This window comes from Maledivibacter sp., from assembly GCA_025210375.1.
GTDB lineage: Bacteria > Bacillota > Clostridia > Peptostreptococcales > Caminicellaceae > JAOASB01.
In genome coordinates this window covers 113,830-132,315 of the sequence record JAOASB010000034.1, presented here as the reverse complement: position 1 = coordinate 132,315, position 18,486 = coordinate 113,830, and the positions used below count along the sequence as shown (strand labels likewise).

General features: G+C 35.1%; 10 protein-coding genes. All 10 read left to right on the top strand.

All coding sequences use genetic code 11. From position 1 onward, the window contains the following. Positions 1 to 139: 139 nt before the first annotated feature. The 10 genes from sigG to N4A68_12405 all read left to right on the top strand — a co-directional run bounded on the left by sigG (position 140) and on the right by N4A68_12405 (position 17,983). Positions 140 to 925, top strand: a complete 786-nt coding sequence (gene sigG, locus N4A68_12450; GenBank protein MCT4565106.1) for an RNA polymerase sporulation sigma factor SigG — start codon at positions 140 to 142, stop codon at positions 923 to 925. Positions 926 to 1,345: 420 nt separating this feature from the next. Then, positions 1,346 to 1,657, top strand: a complete 312-nt coding sequence (locus N4A68_12445) for a YlmC/YmxH family sporulation protein (protein ID MCT4565105.1) — start codon at positions 1,346 to 1,348, stop codon at positions 1,655 to 1,657. Between the two features lie 257 nt (positions 1,658 to 1,914). Continuing rightward, entirely contained in the window at positions 1,915 to 2,376 is a 462-nt protein-coding gene (gene nrdR, locus N4A68_12440; protein ID MCT4565104.1) for a transcriptional regulator NrdR, read from the top strand. Between the two features lie 20 nt (positions 2,377 to 2,396). Next, the gene (gene pgeF, locus N4A68_12435; GenBank protein MCT4565103.1) at positions 2,397 to 3,218 is read left to right on the top strand and encodes a peptidoglycan editing factor PgeF; all 822 of its coding nucleotides are present in this window, start codon (positions 2,397 to 2,399) and stop codon (positions 3,216 to 3,218) included. Between the two features lie 106 nt (positions 3,219 to 3,324). Beyond that, positions 3,325 to 3,891 carry a glycerol-3-phosphate responsive antiterminator gene (locus N4A68_12430; protein MCT4565102.1) on the top strand — a complete coding sequence of 189 codons (567 nt, stop codon included), beginning with the start codon at positions 3,325 to 3,327 and terminating at the stop codon, positions 3,889 to 3,891. Between the two features lie 304 nt (positions 3,892 to 4,195). Next, on the top strand, positions 4,196 to 5,677 hold the full coding sequence (locus tag N4A68_12425) for an NAD(P)/FAD-dependent oxidoreductase (protein MCT4565101.1): 1,482 nt from the start codon (positions 4,196 to 4,198) through the stop codon (positions 5,675 to 5,677). Positions 5,678 to 5,922: 245 nt separating this feature from the next. Beyond that, on the top strand, positions 5,923 to 6,348 hold the full coding sequence (locus N4A68_12420) for a DUF1667 domain-containing protein (protein ID MCT4565100.1): 426 nt from the start codon (positions 5,923 to 5,925) through the stop codon (positions 6,346 to 6,348). A 451-nt stretch (positions 6,349 to 6,799) separates the two neighbouring features. Further along, entirely contained in the window at positions 6,800 to 11,881 is a 5,082-nt protein-coding gene (locus tag N4A68_12415; GenBank protein ID MCT4565099.1) for a hypothetical protein, read from the top strand. A gap of 32 nt (positions 11,882 to 11,913) precedes the next feature. After that, positions 11,914 to 17,751: a hypothetical protein gene (locus N4A68_12410; GenBank protein MCT4565098.1), complete on the top strand. Its 5,838-nt coding sequence runs from the start codon at positions 11,914 to 11,916 to the stop codon at positions 17,749 to 17,751. Between the two features lie 10 nt (positions 17,752 to 17,761). Continuing rightward, positions 17,762 to 17,983, top strand: coding sequence for a hypothetical protein (locus N4A68_12405; protein MCT4565097.1), 222 nt, complete (start codon positions 17,762 to 17,764; stop codon positions 17,981 to 17,983). The last annotated feature ends 503 nt before the right edge of the window (positions 17,984 to 18,486 follow it).

The following is an 18,486-nucleotide window of genomic DNA, read 5'->3' as shown; positions in this document are numbered from 1 at the left end:
AACCCAGCTATTGAAATACTTTGTGATTTTCATGGTATTATATACCATTGCTATATAGAATATGATAAGTATTAAATAAGATTTTTTCGGCAATAATTTTTGTGAAAGGGGGAATTCTTAAATAGGAGGGCATGACAGAATGTATAATAATAAGGTTGAGATATGTGGAGTTAATACAGCAAAATTGCCTGTATTAAAAAACAAAGAAATGAGGGAGTTATTTCCACTAATACATAACGGTGATATGGAAGCCCGAGAAAAATTTATTAGAGGTAATTTAAGACTTGTATTAAGTGTTATTCAACGCTTTAACAATAGAGGAGAATATGTTGATGATTTGTTTCAGGTAGGTTGTATTGGACTAATAAAAGCAATTGATAACTTTGATCTAAGTCAAAATGTAAAGTTTTCGACCTATGCAGTTCCAATGATCATAGGTGAAATCAGAAGATATCTAAGGGACAATAATTCAATAAGGGTCAGTAGATCCTTAAGAGATAAGGCCTATAAGGCCCTACAGGTAAGAGATCAATTAATAAGTAAAAATTCCAAGGAGCCAACTATTGCGGAGATTTCCAAGGAATTGAATTTAGCAAAGGAAGATGTAGTGTTTGCTTTAGATGCTATTCAAGATCCTATTTCATTATTTGAACCCATCTATCAGGATAGTGGAGATGCCATATTTGTAATGGATCAGGTAAGTGATGAAAAAAGTACCGATGAAGCATGGATTGAGGGGATTGCTTTAAGGGAAGGGCTAAGAAGATTGAATGACAGAGAAAAGCTTATATTGACACTTAGGTTTTTTAAAGGAAAAACTCAAATGGAAGTAGCAGAAGAAATAGGAATATCCCAGGCCCAGGTTTCAAGATTAGAAAAAACTGCACTAAAACATATGCAAAAGTATATTAAAGACTCTTTTTAAACGAGTCTCAGGCTGCCTAAAAACCCGAATTTCTTCGTTGTTGCTGAAATCAAGAACCCTTACGTATGTCTATATACGCTGCAGTTTCTTGGTTTCAGCACGCCTCGAACTTCAGATTTTTAGGCAGCCTGCCATCTTGTTGACTTTGTCAACAATCTGAGACTCTTTTCAAAAGAGTCTTTTTTGTTGCTTATATTTTCCTCTATCTTTAAAGCTGTAATGAAAAATAATGAATATAATTGAATTAAATTAATATTTATTATATATATGGATAAGCATGTCTATCATTTTATTAGGAAGAGTTCCAAGTAAATCTTAATCTATACTAAAATCCCTATATTAATTTTATGAATCAATACTTTATATTCAATCCCTTAACGTGTATATCCATAATATAAACTTTACGGGTGAGGTGATTTGATGGTAACTACATCGGATTTAAGGATGAAGGAAGTTATAAATGTAGTGAATGGAACGAGGATTGGATTCATATATGATTTTGAAATAAATTTAGAAAAAAATAGGATTGAGGCAATTGTAATACCCAAGGAAGGAAAGTTTTTAAAAATATTTAGTAGAGAAGAGGATTATATTATTCCCTGGAAAAGGATAGTAAAGGTGGGACAGGATATAATACTAGTGGAATTAAAGGATTCTATTCAATATAGTGAAGAAGAAAATGAAGATAAAAGTATCAATTTTCTTTTAGATGATATCAAAGAAGAAAAATGATATTATAAGGGAATTGAATAACTTTTACTTAGCTGAGTTGTATGTATAGAGATTCCAGTTAAACAGTTAATTTATACACATCAAAAATCCCTAGAATCATCGGATATTTTGAGATGTATAAATTAAGTTTAACTTTGGGAAATCTATATCAATTATTTCTTGAAAATTTATTTTATATCCTAATATTGGGTATCTGTAATAGACTAAACCTCTAAAATATTATATAATTTTAGTAAATTAAAAGGAGGTTTATTTCAATGAATTGTCCCTATTGTTCTCATTATGAAACAAAAGTAGTTGATTCACGGCCAACCGATGAAGGACAAGCAATAAGAAGAAGAAGAGAATGTTTTAACTGTAAAAAAAGATTTACTACATATGAAAAAGTTGAAGAAATACCTATAGTAATTGTAAAAAAAGACGGTAACCGTCAATCCTTTAATAGAAATAAAGTTATTAATGGTTTGATTAGAGCCTGCGAAAAAAGGCCTGTATCTATACAGTCAATTGAAAAAATAGTTGATGATATGGAGAGAAAGCTTCATAATAGTATGGAAAAAGAGGTCCCCTCTGAGTATATTGGTGAATTAGTTATGAATGAATTGAAAAATATAGACGATGTTGCATATGTAAGATTTGCATCGGTATATAGGCAGTTTAGGGATATTAATACCTTTATGGAAGAGCTGAAAAAAATATTAAATGAAAAGGATAGATAGCATATAAGGGTGATAAAATTATGGGAAAATGGGAGTTTTCTAAGTTTGATAATAATAATGTTGTCTATTTTAAAATTCCTTCCTTTGATGAGGTTGGCTTGGTGAAGCATTGTTTCACATCAAGGCTTGGAGGTGTTAGCCAAAAGCCCTATGATTCATTAAATTTGGGTACAAAAACTATGGATGACAAAAAACATATCTTTCAGAATTATGAGATGATATGTAAAGCCTTAGGAATTGATATTAATAATATAGTAATATCTGACCAGGTTCATAAGGATAAAATTTTAATTGTGGATGAAAAGCACAGGGGTAATGGACTTATACATGATGGAGGCATCTGTGAAATTGATGCATTAATAACTGATAAGAAGGATATTGCATTAGTTACCCTTTATGCAGATTGCGTTCCTATATTTATACTAGATAAAAAGAGAAAGGTTATTGCCTTGGCACATGGAGGCTGGAGAGGTACGGTTAAAAAAATTGGACAAAAAGTGATTAATCGTATGGTATCTGACTTTGGAACTGATCCTAGGGATTGTATTGTAGGAATAGGACCTTCTATAGGCAAATGTTGCTATGAAGTAGACGATTATGTTATCGGTCAATTTAAGGAAAGCTATGATAACATATCTGCTTTTACAAAACTAAAGGGCAATGGTAGATATTTATTAGACTTATGGTATGCCAATAGGTTATCTTTAATAGAAGCAGGTGTACCATGTGAGAATATAACTGTAAGTCAAATTTGTACTAAGTGTAATAGTGATTTGCTATTTTCTTATAGAGCTGACAATGGAGTCACAGGGAGAATGGCTGCTATAATGCAATTGATTTAAGAAAATCGATTCTTTCCACATATTATAATATTTAATGATTGGTTATTTATCTGCAAGTAAGACATGATACAATTTTAGTAGACATTCTTAGTGGGGGGTAATTAAGTTGGGAAATAAGTTTTTTGATAATATATATTTAAATCCAATTATTGCAGCAGTAAGTGACATTGGGAAATTGGACAATGCAATACAATCTCCCTGTGAAATCATTTTTCTTTTAACTGGAAGCATTTTTAACCTTAAGGATATAGTAAAAAAAGTTAAGGATTCAGGTAAGAGTATATATATTCATATAGATTTATTGGATGGATTTTCAAGGGATGTTGTTTCCTTGAAATATATAAATGAATATATAAAGCCCGATGGCATAATAACCACAAAGAGTAGCTTGATAAAACATGCAAAGGAGATGGGGCTATTAACTATTCAAAGGCTATTCATGCTTGATTCCCTATCATTGGATACTGGTATAAATTCCATAAGATCTACTAAGCCCGATGCTGTTGAAATAATGCCCGGGACTATGCCAAAGGCCATAAAATATATTCATAAAGAAACTAGGATTCCTATTATAACCGGTGGATTAATAATTGATAAGGATGATGTAATTCAAAGCTTAAAGGCTGGAGCAATAGGAATCTCAACAAGTAAGGAAGATATCTGGTGTATGTAAAAATATCTAATATTTATTAGAGCAACTTGAGATTGTGGGAACTACAGCATTATGTGATGTTTTTAAAAAGGTCATTGATAGATCAAGGGTTTTGGAAGAATAATAAATTTTTATAGCGAATATTTGCCAAATAACCCATTGTATGTTATAATTTGAATATAAAATAAATAATTATAGCTTGAGATATGGAGAGCCATGCTAAGGGCCTATGGAGAGATAGGTTGATTTAGTGTGGCTTTTTGCGTTGGATTAAACTTTATTCAACTATAAAAAACAACCTGAAAGTAAACTGGGAGGGATGCAAATGTATGATGTAGCTATTATAGGTGCCGGTGTATCTGGCACATTAATTGCAAGAGAATTATCTAGATATGATTTGAAAATTGTTGTTTTAGAAAAGGATAATGATATATCGAATGGTACTACAAAGGCCAATAGTGCCATTGTTCATTCAGGGTATGATGCTGGATTCGGAACCAATAAAGGGAAGTTCAATGCTTTAGGTAATCCTATGTATGATAAGCTATGTAAGGAATTGGACGTGCCATTTAAGAGAATAGGGTCTTTAGTTGTAGCTTTTAACGAAGAAGAGATGAAAACTATTAAAGAACTTTATGATAATGGCGAAAAATTAGGGATACCTAATTTAGAAATAATTGATGGTGAAAAGGTTAGGGAAAAGGAACCGAATTTAAGTGAGGAAATAGTTGGAGCTTTATATGCACCTACCGCTGGTATAGTTAATCCTTGGGAATTGGCAATCGCAGCTGCTGAAAATGCCATGGAAAATGGAGTCGAATTAAATATTAATGCGGAGGTAAAGGTTATCACAAAAATATTTGGCGGCTATAGGATATCCACATCAAGGGGAGAAGTTGAAGCTAGGTATATAATAAACTGTGCTGGTGTTTATGCGGATAAAATTCATAATATGGTATCAACACCAACCTTTAAAATTACACCAAGAAAAGGGCAGTATTATCTTTTAGATAAAAGTGCAGGGGGGCTAGTTAATTCAGTAATTTTCCAATGTCCTACTAAAATGGGTAAAGGAGTACTTATTACTCCAACTGTTCATGGGAATGTGTTGGTTGGGCCTGATTCAGAGGATATAGATGATAAGCAGGATATTGGAACAACCCAGGACAGAATGTCTTTTGTAAGAAATTCTGCGGCAAGATCATGTAAGAAAATTCCATTCAATCAGGTAATAACTTCTTTTTCTGGTTTAAGGGCAGAACCGACGGGTGGAGATTTCATAATTGGGGAATCTAAAGAAGCAAAGGGTTTCATAAATGTTGCAGGAATAAAATCCCCTGGGTTATCAGCTTCACCTGCAATAGCTGAGTATGTTGTAGAGATACTTAAGGGAATAGAAGGAAAGCTAAATAAAAAAGAAGACTTTAATCCAATAAGAAGAGAAGTTGTTAGATTTGAAGAACTAAATAATGAAGAAAAGGCTGAAATGATTAAAAAGGATTCAAGATACGGAAGAATCATTTGTAGATGTGAAAACATAACCGAGGGTGAGATAGTAGACGTAATACACAGAAAAGCTGGTGCCACTACAGTGGATGGAGTAAAGAGAAGGATTAGACCTGGTATGGGAAGATGTCAAGGTGGATTCTGTGGTCCTAGAGTAATGGAGATTATCGCCAGGGAGTTAGGAATTAATATATCCGAGGTAGTTAAAAGTGAGAAGGATTCAAAGATAATAACAAGCGAAACAAAGAATAATTCTGAATACTATGAAGTACAAGAACAAGTAGTTGAAAGAATAGGATAGCGAATTAGGGGTAATCTTACAACAGTGTATCCATAATGGTTTTGGACTTCATGAATTTAAGGAAGGGATAACTGGCACAGAATATACAAAAAGATTTATTATATAGTTAAAGGCATAAGTCATATAGTCCCCTATAAAGTAAGGGTTAGAAATGTTTATAAAAATGTTAGTATGATAATTTAGGCCGATGGAGTTCCTATGAAGGGAATCAAAGAATTATGTGTTTGCATTGAGGAGGTATAATAATGGAAAAAAATAATATGGTTTGTATTGTTTGTCCAATGGGATGTCGTCTAACTGTAGAAAAGGATGTAAGTAGCGAATTAGGTTATAGGGTTACGGGCAACAAATGTAAGAGAGGCCAGAATTATGGAATTAAAGAATTAATTAATCCAACTAGAGTAATAACAACTACAGTAAAAATCAAGAATGGAATATTACCACGAATTCCAGTGAAAACCCATGGCTCAGTCCCAAAAGAATTGATTTTTGAGTGCATGACTGTTATTAATGAGGTAGAAATTTCAGCTCCCATCAAAGTAGGAGATGTTATAATAGAAAACATTTTAAATACTGGCGTGGATATAGTTGCTTCAAGAACCATGGATATCAAGGCATGTGAGGACACTGTAGTAGTTAATATTCCAAACCTTAGAGTTTCAAGTATGTAAGTCATTAGGCTTATAGTCTTTTTTCCCTCGGTAAAATATCTAAGGCATTGGCTGGTGATTCTATGTGATACAGATTAAAGTTGATTACCTGTTGTTCTTTTTCTGTAAATTTATTATATTATGTGGTGTTCATAGTAGTTGCATTATACAATGTAACGAAGGAAAGATGGTTGTCGTTAGCCATCTTTTTTCTTTTTTAAATAAATTTTACTTTGATAAAAAAGTCAGTATAGCCCTTAAGAGGGATACTGACTTTTTTATTGAGCTATTTCTCGATACTATTTTCATTATACTTACATCTATTTTTAGTAAATGAAAATAATTACTAAATAATAAAAAAAATCAAAAAGTAATATTCGACAACTAAAAATTACAAAATATGACATAACAATTTGGTAAAATATAAAATCATCATGAAAAAATTGAAGAATTTTCACGAAGGAGGATGAAGATGTATAGGTTTAGGAAACTAGTAACAATTTTTATTGCAGTAGTATTTATATTTCAAAGCATAGTTCTTGGGTCACCCTTTTTAGCTCAAGATATTAGGGTGTATGCAGAGGAAGTACACACAGACTATCAAGAAATATCCATTATACTAAAACTAATATCAAAAACAGATAAGGGCATAGAACTGTCATGGAAAGCTGCTACAGAGGAAGTCGATATAGCAGAATACGAAATATACCGTGATGAAGTGAAGCTTGATGCAACCGATGATTTAGACTACACGGACAATGAAGTAGACCCAGAAATCACATATTCCTATAGGATAAAGGCAAAGGATGAACAAGGGAATAATATTGGAGGCAGTAATACTCTAGAAGTTACTACGGAGCCCATGGAGGATACTAAGGCACCTACAGCACCGCAAAACTTAACATATGTCATAGGTAGCGATAATTCAATAAAGTTGTCATGGGAAGAATCAAAGGATGATAAGGGGATAAAGGAATATGAAGTATATAATCATGGACAATTAGCCTACACAACAGGGGATACCCACTTTACAGTGAGGGATGTAATATCAGATACAGCATATACATTTGCTGTAAAAGCAGTGGATGGAGCTGGTAATGAGTCAGAGCTAAGCAATTCTGTGGAAGTAGCTATAACTAATTCAGAAGATAATGAGAATCTAGATGAAGAAAATATAAAGGATCAAAATGCAGACAATGAAGAAATAGAGAGTAATAATGAAAATATTTCAAAGTCAATAAATCTAACCACATCTAGGGTTACGGATACAATTATAGAGCTATCATGGGATAAGTACGGGGATATATCCGATGTAGCCCAGTATGAAATATACCGTGACGAAATAAAGCTTAAAACAACCACTGATTTAAACTATCCAGACGGTGAGGTACAACCAGAAACCACATACTCATATATGATAAGGGCAAAGGACTCAGAAGGAAAGGATATTGCAAGGAGTAATACCCTTAAAGTTACTACAAAGCCAATAGAGGATTCTAAAATCCCTACTGCACCGAAGAACTTAGCATATAGGATAAATGAAGACAATTCAGTTGACTTATCTTGGGAAAAAGAAACCGAAGCCAATAATGATGAAATAAATGAATATGAAATATATGATGATGGAGAATTAGTCTATACAACAGGGGATACCCACTTTACAGTAAAAGGATTAATTACTGATAAACCATATGTATTTACAGTTAAAGCCAAGGATAAGGAAGGCAGTTTATCCGGAGCAAGTAATTCCGTGGAAGTCATCTTAACTGATTTAGAAACCGGTGATGATATAGAGGCTGAAATAGAGCCAGAAACAATAAATCTAGTTGCATTAAAAATTACAGATAAATCAGTAGAACTATCATGGGTAAACTCAACAAATAAAGCTAATATATTAGAATACGAAATATATCGTAACGAAACAAAGCTGGGAATAACTACTGACGTAATCTACACGGACAATGGGGTACAGCCACAAATGACATATTCCTACTTCGTAAAGGCAAAGGATGTAGAAGGTAAAAATATAAGTAAAAGTAATACAGTAGAAATTACCACCGATATAATAGAAGAAACTAATGCATCACAAGTACCTCAAAACCTAACATACACCATAAATACTGATAACACAGTGGATATATCATGGCAAAAGCCAAGGACCGATGTGGAAATAAAGGAATACGAAATATATAAGAATACAGAACTAGTCGGTAAAGCAAGGGATACCCACTTCAAAGTTATTGGATTAGCACCAGATATATCATATATCTTCACAGTAAAAGCAAGGGATGCAAAGGATAACCTATCGGAAGCAAGTAATCCTCTAGAAGTAATACTAAACAATTCAGCATTACAAAATCTAGTTACTACTGCAACTACAGACACAACGGCAGAATTAACATGGGATAAAGTAGATAATCCCCATGGAGAAGTAATTTATGATATATATATGGGAGATACCTTGGTGGATACCTTGGTGGATACAGTGCATGATACTAATTACATAGCTAAAGATTTATCCCCCAACACAGCATACCTATTCTCAGTAGTCACAAAGGATGAATCAGGAAAAGTATTAAGTTCAAGTAATCCTTTAGAAGTGATTACAGAACAGGGGAAAGGAACTATTGATATATTCAGGGATATACAGATACAAAATTTAATGCAAGAGCTTGAAATGCTTATGCCAGAGCTAAAAAAAATTATAGAACAAGACCCAGATTATTGGAAGGACATAGTTAACACACCTCCAAGGAAGCTAAGACACAAACTATATGAAGATGAAATTCCTAAAAATATTCCACCAAATATTATCATGGAAATTATTGATCATCCCATATATAGAGATCTGTGGAAGGATTCATTAGGAATAGATACTAACAATGGGTCGAAAACAATTCCTCAAATGTCCCTGGATCAATCCCCATATGAGGGTAATAATATCAAATCGAAAGATTCACTAGGGAATATTCCAGAGGAAATGGGTGAAATTGTTCAAGTACATGCCTATTATGATCATACTTTAGCCCTTGACGATAAAGGAATAGTATGGACATGGGGATATAATGGCTACGGTCAGCTAGGGGATGGAACAACAAAAAATAGTGGGACTCCGGTAAAGGTAAGAAACCTAAGTGGAGTAAAAGCAGTATCATCAGGAAGCAATCACAGCATAGCCCTAAAAGAAGATGGAACAGTATGGACATGGGGAAATAATAGTGATGGTCAGCTGGGGGATGGAACCATAGCAAATAGATATATTCCAGTAAAGGTGAGGGGGCTGAGTGGAGTAAAAGCAGTGTCGGGAGGATACAACCACAGCATAGCCCTAAAGGAAGATGGAACAGTATGGACATGGGGAGATAACAATGACGGTCAGTTAGGGGATGGAGCCGCAACCGATAGAAGTATACCAGCTAAGGTAAGTGGACTAAGTGGAGTGAAAGCAGTAGTAGGAGGAATGAATCACAGTATAGCTTTAAAAGAAGATGGAACAGTATGGACATGGGGAGATAACAGTGACGGACAGCTAGGAGATGGAACCATAACAGATAGAAGCATTCCGGTACAGGTAAGTGACCTAAATGAAGTAAAGGCAGTATCAGCAGGACATTATCACAGCATAGCCTTAAGGGAGGATGAAACAGTATGGACATGGGGAGATAACAGTGACGGACAGCTAGGAAATGGAACCACAATAGATAGAAGTATTCCGGTACAGATAAGTGACTTAAGTGGAGTAAAAGCAGTATCAGCAGGAGGACGACACAGCATAGCCTTAAGGGAGGATGGAACGGTATGGACATGGGGGAGAAATAATAAAGGCCAGTTAGGAGATAAAAACACAACGGATCGAGGTGTGCCGGTGCAGGTAAGCAGCCTAGATGGAGTAAAAGCAGTGTCAGGAGGAAGAAATCATAGCATAGCCTTAAAGGAATATGGAATAGTATGGGCATGGGGAGATAATGAGTATGGTCAACTGGGGGATGGAAGAAGAACACAGAGAAGTACTCCAGTGCAGGTAAGTGATTTAAGTGGAGTGAAAGCAGTAGCAGGAGGATGGGGTCACAGCCTAGGTGTAAAGGAAGATGGAACGGTATATACATGGGGAATCAATAGTTATGGACAGCTAGGAGATGGAACCACAATAAATAGAAGTATTCCAGTGGAGGAGAGTATACTAAATGGAGTAAAAGCAGTAGCAGGGGGAGTTTTCCATAGCTTAGCCTTGACAGAAGATGGAACAGTATGGGCATGGGGATGGAATATATATGGTCAGCTAGGAGACGGAACCACTATAGGCAGATATACTCCGCAAAGTGCAAGGATAAGTGAAGAAGTAAAGGCGGTAGCAGCAGGAGGAGGCTATAGCATAGCCCTAAGGGAAGATGGAAAAGTATGTACATGGGGATCTAATAGCTATGGACAGCTGGGAAATGGAACCACAAGGGATAGCTGTATTCCAGAGGATTTAAGTAGATTAAGTGAAGTGAAGGCAGTGGCAGCGGGATGGGGGCATAGCATAGCCCTAAAGGAAGATGGAACAGTATGGACATGGGGAAAGAATAGTGGTGGTCAGTTGGGTGATGGAACCACAGTAAATAGAAGTATTCCACAGGAGGTTAGGAGATTATGGGAAATAAAGGCAGTAGCAGCAGGCATGAACCATAGCATAGCCCTAAGGGAAGACGGAACAGTATGGACATGGGGAGATAATAGAAATGGACAGCTAGGAGATGGAACAACAATAGATAGAAGTAGTCCTATACGAGTAAAAAACTTAAGTGAAGTAAAGGCTATAGCAGTGGGAGCAGGGGGGCACTGTATAGCCTTAAGAGAAGATGGAACGGTGTGGACATGGGGAGACAATAGGGAAGGTCAGCTAGGAGATGAAACCATGACACATAGAAGTGTGCCGGTGAAAGTAAGAGGCTTAAGTGAAATAAAAGAAGTAGCAGGAGGATGGAAGCACAGTATAGCCCTAAGAGAAGATGGAACAGTGTGGACATGGGGAAATAATAACTATGGACAGCTAGGAGATGGTTGTCTATTTGGGACATCAAAACCTATATTGGTTATTTATCCAGCCTTAGCGATAATTCCTATATCACCTCAAAATGGTGAACTTTTTACTAAGTATGTTAATGAGTTTAAACCAACTATCTCTATTATAAGCAGAGATAATAGTTTCTCTACGTGCTTTTACTACATTGATCAAGAATCCACTCCAAAGGATACGAAAACAGTATCGGAAACTTCTTTTGAAGAAAAAGTAACCTTTACCCCTGTGAATATTAGCACATTATCGGAAGGTGACCATACCATTACGTTCATAATTTTAAATGGATGGCCATACAAGGGGCTACAAAAAACAGTTAACTTCAAAGTGAAAAAATCCGGACCCATAGTAGATCTAGGAAACTCCCCAGCATTAATCTACGAATACGATGACAAAAACGAACTAAAAACAATCAAAAACAAGCTCACAAACACTATCATTTACGAATTTATCTACGACAACAACGGCAATATATTAAGGATAAATCAGAAATAGCTTCTCAAACATAACACAAAGGAGGACTTAGTTTGATAATAAACAAAAACTACTCAAAGCTCATGGCCATAATATTAATGACAACATTAATATTTACATATGGCTTATCCCCAGTTACTGCATATGCAGATAATACCATACCGGATAATACTGGTAATAATAAAATACAAAAAGATGATAATAAAACTATACCAAAAAGTACCCCATATGAAGACGAGGATGATGATTTAGATTGGGATGACATGGAAGAAGAAGAGGTTGATCCAAACAAATATAAGGAAAAGCTTCCTCTAGCAATAGAAAAGGTATTTACCATTAAAAGCCTAAGTGAAGCCTCGGAAGAAGATAAAAAGATAATCTGTGAACACTTTGAGGTATCTAAAAGCAATCTAGAAGAATGCGAAAAAAGGGGACATTCCTTAATTGAAGCCATAAACATCTCGGTATTAGTCAGTGAGCATGGCTTCACAATAGAGGAAATGGAAAGAATGAAGAAGGTCTTTCCAAACCTATTTGAAGCCACAAATGAGCTAAGCGTATTTGAATATATAAGGGATAGCTACAACTTTACAATCGAAGAAATAGATTTGTTTAAGGAAGAACTATTTAAAGGAAAAAACACAAAAAATATTCTTTCCGCATATCTAGTATCCAAGGCCCTTGGCTTAGAATATGACAATTTAATTAGTAATAATGAAACAAAAAGAAGCTTAAAGGGTGCTATGGGGCTATCAAGCCCTGGGGAAACTCAAATACTACCCAACTACAACATAAATGAGGGGGCTTTAAATCTAGATAAAGGAAGAGCCATCTTAAACCTAAAAGAAATAAGGGATAAAGTAAAGTCATATCATATAAGTAGACTAAGAAGAGGAAATGAGATGATGATGTCATCGAGGATCAAGGATATATCAAACAACTCCTCCTTCTTAGACTACAAAAAGTACTTCACATCACCCTTTAACTTCAAAAAAAATCAACAGGAAAATATTAATCTAAGCAGCGGTATTTTATCATACAACATTGATTTATTAAATCTACCGGGAAGAAATGGATTAGATCTGAACCTAGGAATAGGATACAATTCCCAGACCGCTGGACTTTACGAAGAAGATTGTGATATAGATTTTAGGGTATATCGATACAAACTCAGAAAGAAAAGTATAGCATACTCTATACCCCCCAATGAGGATTTAAGGGACTTAATAAACAGCAGTCATACGGATTGGGATGACTATCCAATATATAAATATAAAACCGATTACAACATAAGTACAAAAAAATATCAAGATAGATCCGATGCAGAATCCGAAGCACTAGATTGGTTAAAGCATGATACAGAGGACTATATCAATCCCTCGGGAAATAAACCTGTTATCAGCAGTAGAGTTAGACAAGATGGAAATGGGGATTACAACATTGTCCATGGCATCAAATATTATTTTTCTGGGAGTCCTGGAAAACACCTTGCAGTAATGTATATCGGAGATATAATCTATGAGCCCGATGCTGAAATGGAGATAGTAGATGAAGATAACATAATAAGGGATGATACATACACTGAAAAAAACAATAACCTTGGATCGGGATGGACCTTTAGGCATCCATCCATAGAAACAACCGGGATAAGTTATTCAGAAGGTAAAAAGGGATATGTGCATTTAAGAAGTGGAGCCATCTATAAGGTTACAAGACCCACTAAAAGGGATAGCAATGGCCATGTAATACATGAACATGGAGAAATAGCCGAGGAATCTGTAGATATAGTAGACTATCCACTTACTGATCTTTGGTTAGAACATAATGATGACTTTAGCAACGGAGAAGAAGCCTCAAAATATGCCATAAGATATAAACATGACATAAGGGACTATCTAGACAAAGATGGAAGACTAATAGGTACAAGGGATAGACATGGAAACGAAATAAAATATCAATATGATGGTGAAAACAGGTATCCAAATAGGATAATAGACTCCCTGGGAAGAAGGGTTACCATCAACTATGTAGAATCACAAAAAACAATGTATATCCAAAGCCCCGATGGAAATAACATTAAACTAATGCTACAAAGAGTACCTGGGTATAGCGATGAATATGTACTTAAAAGGATAATAGACCAAAATGATAGAACAACAACACTAAACTATTCCTTTGACAGTAGTAGATTCAACTTCTTCTCAAAGGATTTAGATGATAGGTCACCAAGATCCAAAACAAATATATTTGCCAATTTAACAAGCATCACCTATCCAACGGGCTCAGCCACTAGATATGATTTTGAAAAAGCCCAGGTGAATTTAGGAGACAAAGGAATACGAGAATACTATAGAATGGCTTCAAGGGAAGATATTGACAAAGCACTAGCATATAACAAACAAAGCTTTCATTATGAAGATGACTATACTGGATACTCTAAGGGATACGAAAATAAAAAAGAAATTCCTAATAACTTTACATATTCCACGGAGGTCACAGACTCTCAAAACACTAAGATTAAATATACCTTTGATAAAAAACACTTAAAAAAATCCGAGGAAATATACGAAAACAACGGTGAGCTTGTAAAAGAAATAGAATATCCCTCATATCACTATGATCTCCTGGCAGAAAGAAGGATCACCACCCTATATGATGGGTCGGGTAACAGCAGTCAAAGGGAAGTATCTTGGAAATATGACGATAATGAAGTGGTAGGTAGGCCATCATATTCCCTGGGATTACTTGAGGAATATATCGATGAACTGGGTCATATTACCCAATATGAATACGATGAAACCTATGAGCAATTAGAGGACTTTAGACAGCAAATCGATAACGATAGATGGATATACACAGAATACGATACGGATCAATATGAGCTAAATGTAGTTGAAAAAAAGAGATATCACTATGAAACAGATGAAAATGGAGAAAAAATCAGAAAACATATATATGAATACTATCCGGACCATGATTCATATGGAAACACCCTCAAAAAGCAGCTGAAAATGGAGGATAGAACAAGGATAGAAGAAAACTATGAATACAGTAGCAGCTTTAAAAGTGCTTACCTAACCAAAAAAACAATAAATGTTAAAGACTACAATGGAAATATAAAAACCATAACGGAAAGATACAACTATGACCTTAACACCGGTAGGCTTCTAAGCACCACCGATGGAGAAAACAATAAAACAACCTATGAATACGATAAACTAGGAAGAACAACAAAGGTAATAAATCCAGATAGCTCCTTCAAACAAATAACCTATGATGATACAACCAACAAGGTAACCATAACCCTAGAAAATGGGCATAAAGTAAGGCAAATCTTCGATGGACTAGGAAGACTAATAAAAAATGAAGAGCTAAGGGAAGGAAGCACTAACAGCTGGATAACCCTAGAAGAAAACAAATACAACTCCCTTAGCCGGCTGGAATGGACCAAGGATGCAAATGAAAACAAGACAAGCTATCAATATGACATCTTTGGAAGAATAACAAGGATAACAAACCCTGATTCAACATACAAGCAAATAAAATACTACGATATAGAAAACAAAAAAGTAGAAATCGACGAAGAAGGAAATGAATACATAACTATATACGATAAGGTAGGTAATCTCAAGGAAGAAAGAATAAAGCCAACCAATTCCATCCAGTACATAACAAAATATGATCATGACTATCTAGGAAAAATAACCAGTACTAGGGATGCAAGGGGAAATAGAACCTACTACCGCTACGATGATTTAGGAAGATTAATAGAAGTAGAAAATCCTAGGGGTGAAAAAACCTCATACCAATACAACAATCAAGATAAAATAAAAAAAATCACCATGAAGGAATATGGAAATGGTAATAGCTTAAATAAAGAAATAATAAGGGAAAGGGAATACGATGAACTGGGAAGGGTAATAAAATCCTATGAACCATATGATAAGGTAGCTGGAGCTAAGGATAAAGTAACTAAGCTAGCCTATAATCTAGCCGGTAATATTGATCACACAATAGATATGGAAAATCAAAGGATAAGCTACACCTATGATAGTCTAGGCAGAATACTCACTCAAACCGCTAAAACTAAAGGTGGCAGCACGGACTCTCAAACCAGCTACAACTATAATAACCTAAATACACAAAATATCATGCTCGTAACCGATAAAAGTGGAACAACCACCTATGAGTATTACAAAAATGGAAGGTTAAAAAAACAAAGTCTTCCCGATGATACAAATAAATACACCCTATATAGCTACTATGAAGGTGGAAATCTAAGGGACATAACCGACCCCTTTGGACTAAAAACAGAATACACCTACGACACAAGGAACAGAACGGACCTTATAAAGGTGGATGGAAAAACCTTTAACTATGATTATCACAATGATGGTATGATAAGCACACTAACATATCCAAACACAAGCATAAAAACACAATACGATTATTACGATACAAATCAGCTAAAAACACTAAAAAATAAAATAGAAAGTCAGATAGATAGCAACAGCTATGACTATGACGGCAATGGAAATCTAAGCTTAATAAAAGAAAACAATATAACAACAAGCTATGACTACGATAAACTAAACCGCTTAAGGGAAATAACAAAGCCCAATAACAAAACCATAGACTACAGCTACGATGCAAGGGGTAACAGAAAAGAAATAAGCTCAGATACCAAGGGGGCTATTGACCACTTAGTCAGCCAAACCTCAAGGGAGCTAAAATACAACCCCCTAAATCAGCTTGTGGAATATAAATCCGGTGAAAATACATACCAATACCAATACAACCACAGGGGACTAAGGACAGAAAAAATAACCCGAGAAAAAACAACAAAATATCACAACGACATGCTGGGCAGAACAATAGCCGAGACCGATAAAGACGGAAATGTAACAGCCCAAAACATATGGGGACACAAACCCCTTGCAAGGAAAATAAATGGAAAGTACTACTACTATCTATACAATGGACACGGAGATGTAGTGAAAATAGTAGATGGAAGTGGTAATATAGTAAATAGATACAAATATGATGAATGGGGCAACATCCTAGAAGAAACAGAACAAATAGAAAACCCAATAAAATACGCAGGTGAATACTTTGATGAAGAAAGCAGTATGTATTATCTAAGAGCAAGGTATTATGACCCTGTTATTGGTAGGTTTGTGTCTAAGGATAGTTATGAGGGAACACTTACTAATCCCCTTAGTATGAATCAGTATATGTATTGTTATAATAATCCATTAATGTATGTTGACCCTAGTGGGCATAATCCAATTTTAATGAAGCTTGTGGAAATAGCAGAGACATCATTACCACAAATATTGAATGAGGCACAGATGTTGGTTTACCAATATGGACCAGAAATACAGCAGGGTGGTCAGTATGTACTTGAATATGGTTCAGAGATAGTACATACAGCTAAGAATAAGATAGGAGAAGGAATTAAATATTTAAAAGATAAAATAAGTGGAAGTCCTAATAGCGATCTTGGACTTAGTATGTATAGTAAGGAGACGAGTAATTCTAAACAGCTGTGGGGCAAATGGAGTGACTATGAGAAAGTAACCATTGATGGTCGTGAGTATGCTAAAATTGGAGATAAATATTACACTCGTCATGCAGTAGATAGAATGCAACCAAGTGGGATGAGATATAGTTCTACCACTGATGGAAGAGTTGGGGCATCTAGAATATATGATGTAGAAACAATCGACTATGGAAGAAGCATATCACCAACATATGTAGATGATGTTCTTAAAAATGGGACTCTTATCGATACACAAACAGTTGATGGGGTAGTCCGACAAGTTTGGGAGTCAGGTTCAGTACAAGTTGTCACAGAAGGTGATATAGTAATTACAATCATGACAAAATAGGGAGGTAGACATGAAAGATTTGATTATTGGTTGCAATAAATTCATTGAGCAAAAATACACTGTTGAAGAGTTTTCGAGATTTCTATCTAGAGTTGCTATTCCTAGTGAAATAGTTGGTTTTGTAAGAGAAGCAGAAAACAGAATTGAGTACATTAGATTCATGGTATCTAGTGCGCAAAGATACGATGAGTGTGTAAAAGTAATAAATGAGTTACTGGAAAAAATAAGTTAAAAACAACTAAGGCTAACGACATTTATCGGAAGAAACTGACAACATAAGTAGTAGGAAAGTGGTGGAATAGACAAACCTAGTCATTCCATCGCTTTCCTTTCGTTTGCTGAGCAAGAGCTTACTGCATAATCTAAATTCTGTAGTCAGTAAGAAAATAAAGTACAAAAAACACCTACAGAGCCATAAAACAGCAGTTTAGGTGTGAAGGTAATAAAAACTAAAGATAACTAGTCAAAATTAGAATAAAAGACAAATAACCAGCAATCTAAGACTAACACGGGAGGTAATTCCTGGGTTAGTCTTTTTGTTATATCAAAAATGAAAGGAGAGAAAAGGATGATAGAGATACTAAAAGATTTTGAAAACCACTTACTAGAAGAAGCGAGGGGTCGGAGTTAGCGCTTCTACACAAAACAATTTGTTAGAATAATCAAAGGCTAATAGATATGCAAAGAGCAGTATGCAAGAGAAGTAAAACAGAAGTGTCTAGGTGACGGAGTTGT

Bases quoted from the DNA above. Each gene is read 5' to 3' on its own strand.
- sigG (MCT4565106.1), top strand. From the start codon at position 140: ATGTATAATAATAAGGTTGAGATATGTGGAGTTAATACAGCAAAATTG.
- N4A68_12445 (MCT4565105.1), top strand. From the start codon at position 1,346: ATGGTAACTACATCGGATTTAAGGATGAAGGAAGTTATAAATGTAGTG.
- nrdR (MCT4565104.1), top strand. From the start codon at position 1,915: ATGAATTGTCCCTATTGTTCTCATTATGAAACAAAAGTAGTTGATTCA.
- pgeF (MCT4565103.1), top strand. From the start codon at position 2,397: ATGGGAAAATGGGAGTTTTCTAAGTTTGATAATAATAATGTTGTCTAT.
- N4A68_12425 (MCT4565101.1), top strand. From the start codon at position 4,196: ATGTATGATGTAGCTATTATAGGTGCCGGTGTATCTGGCACATTAATT.
- N4A68_12420 (MCT4565100.1), top strand. From the start codon at position 5,923: ATGGAAAAAAATAATATGGTTTGTATTGTTTGTCCAATGGGATGTCGT.
- N4A68_12415 (MCT4565099.1), top strand. From the start codon at position 6,800: ATGTATAGGTTTAGGAAACTAGTAACAATTTTTATTGCAGTAGTATTT.
- N4A68_12405 (MCT4565097.1), top strand. From the start codon at position 17,762: ATGAAAGATTTGATTATTGGTTGCAATAAATTCATTGAGCAAAAATAC.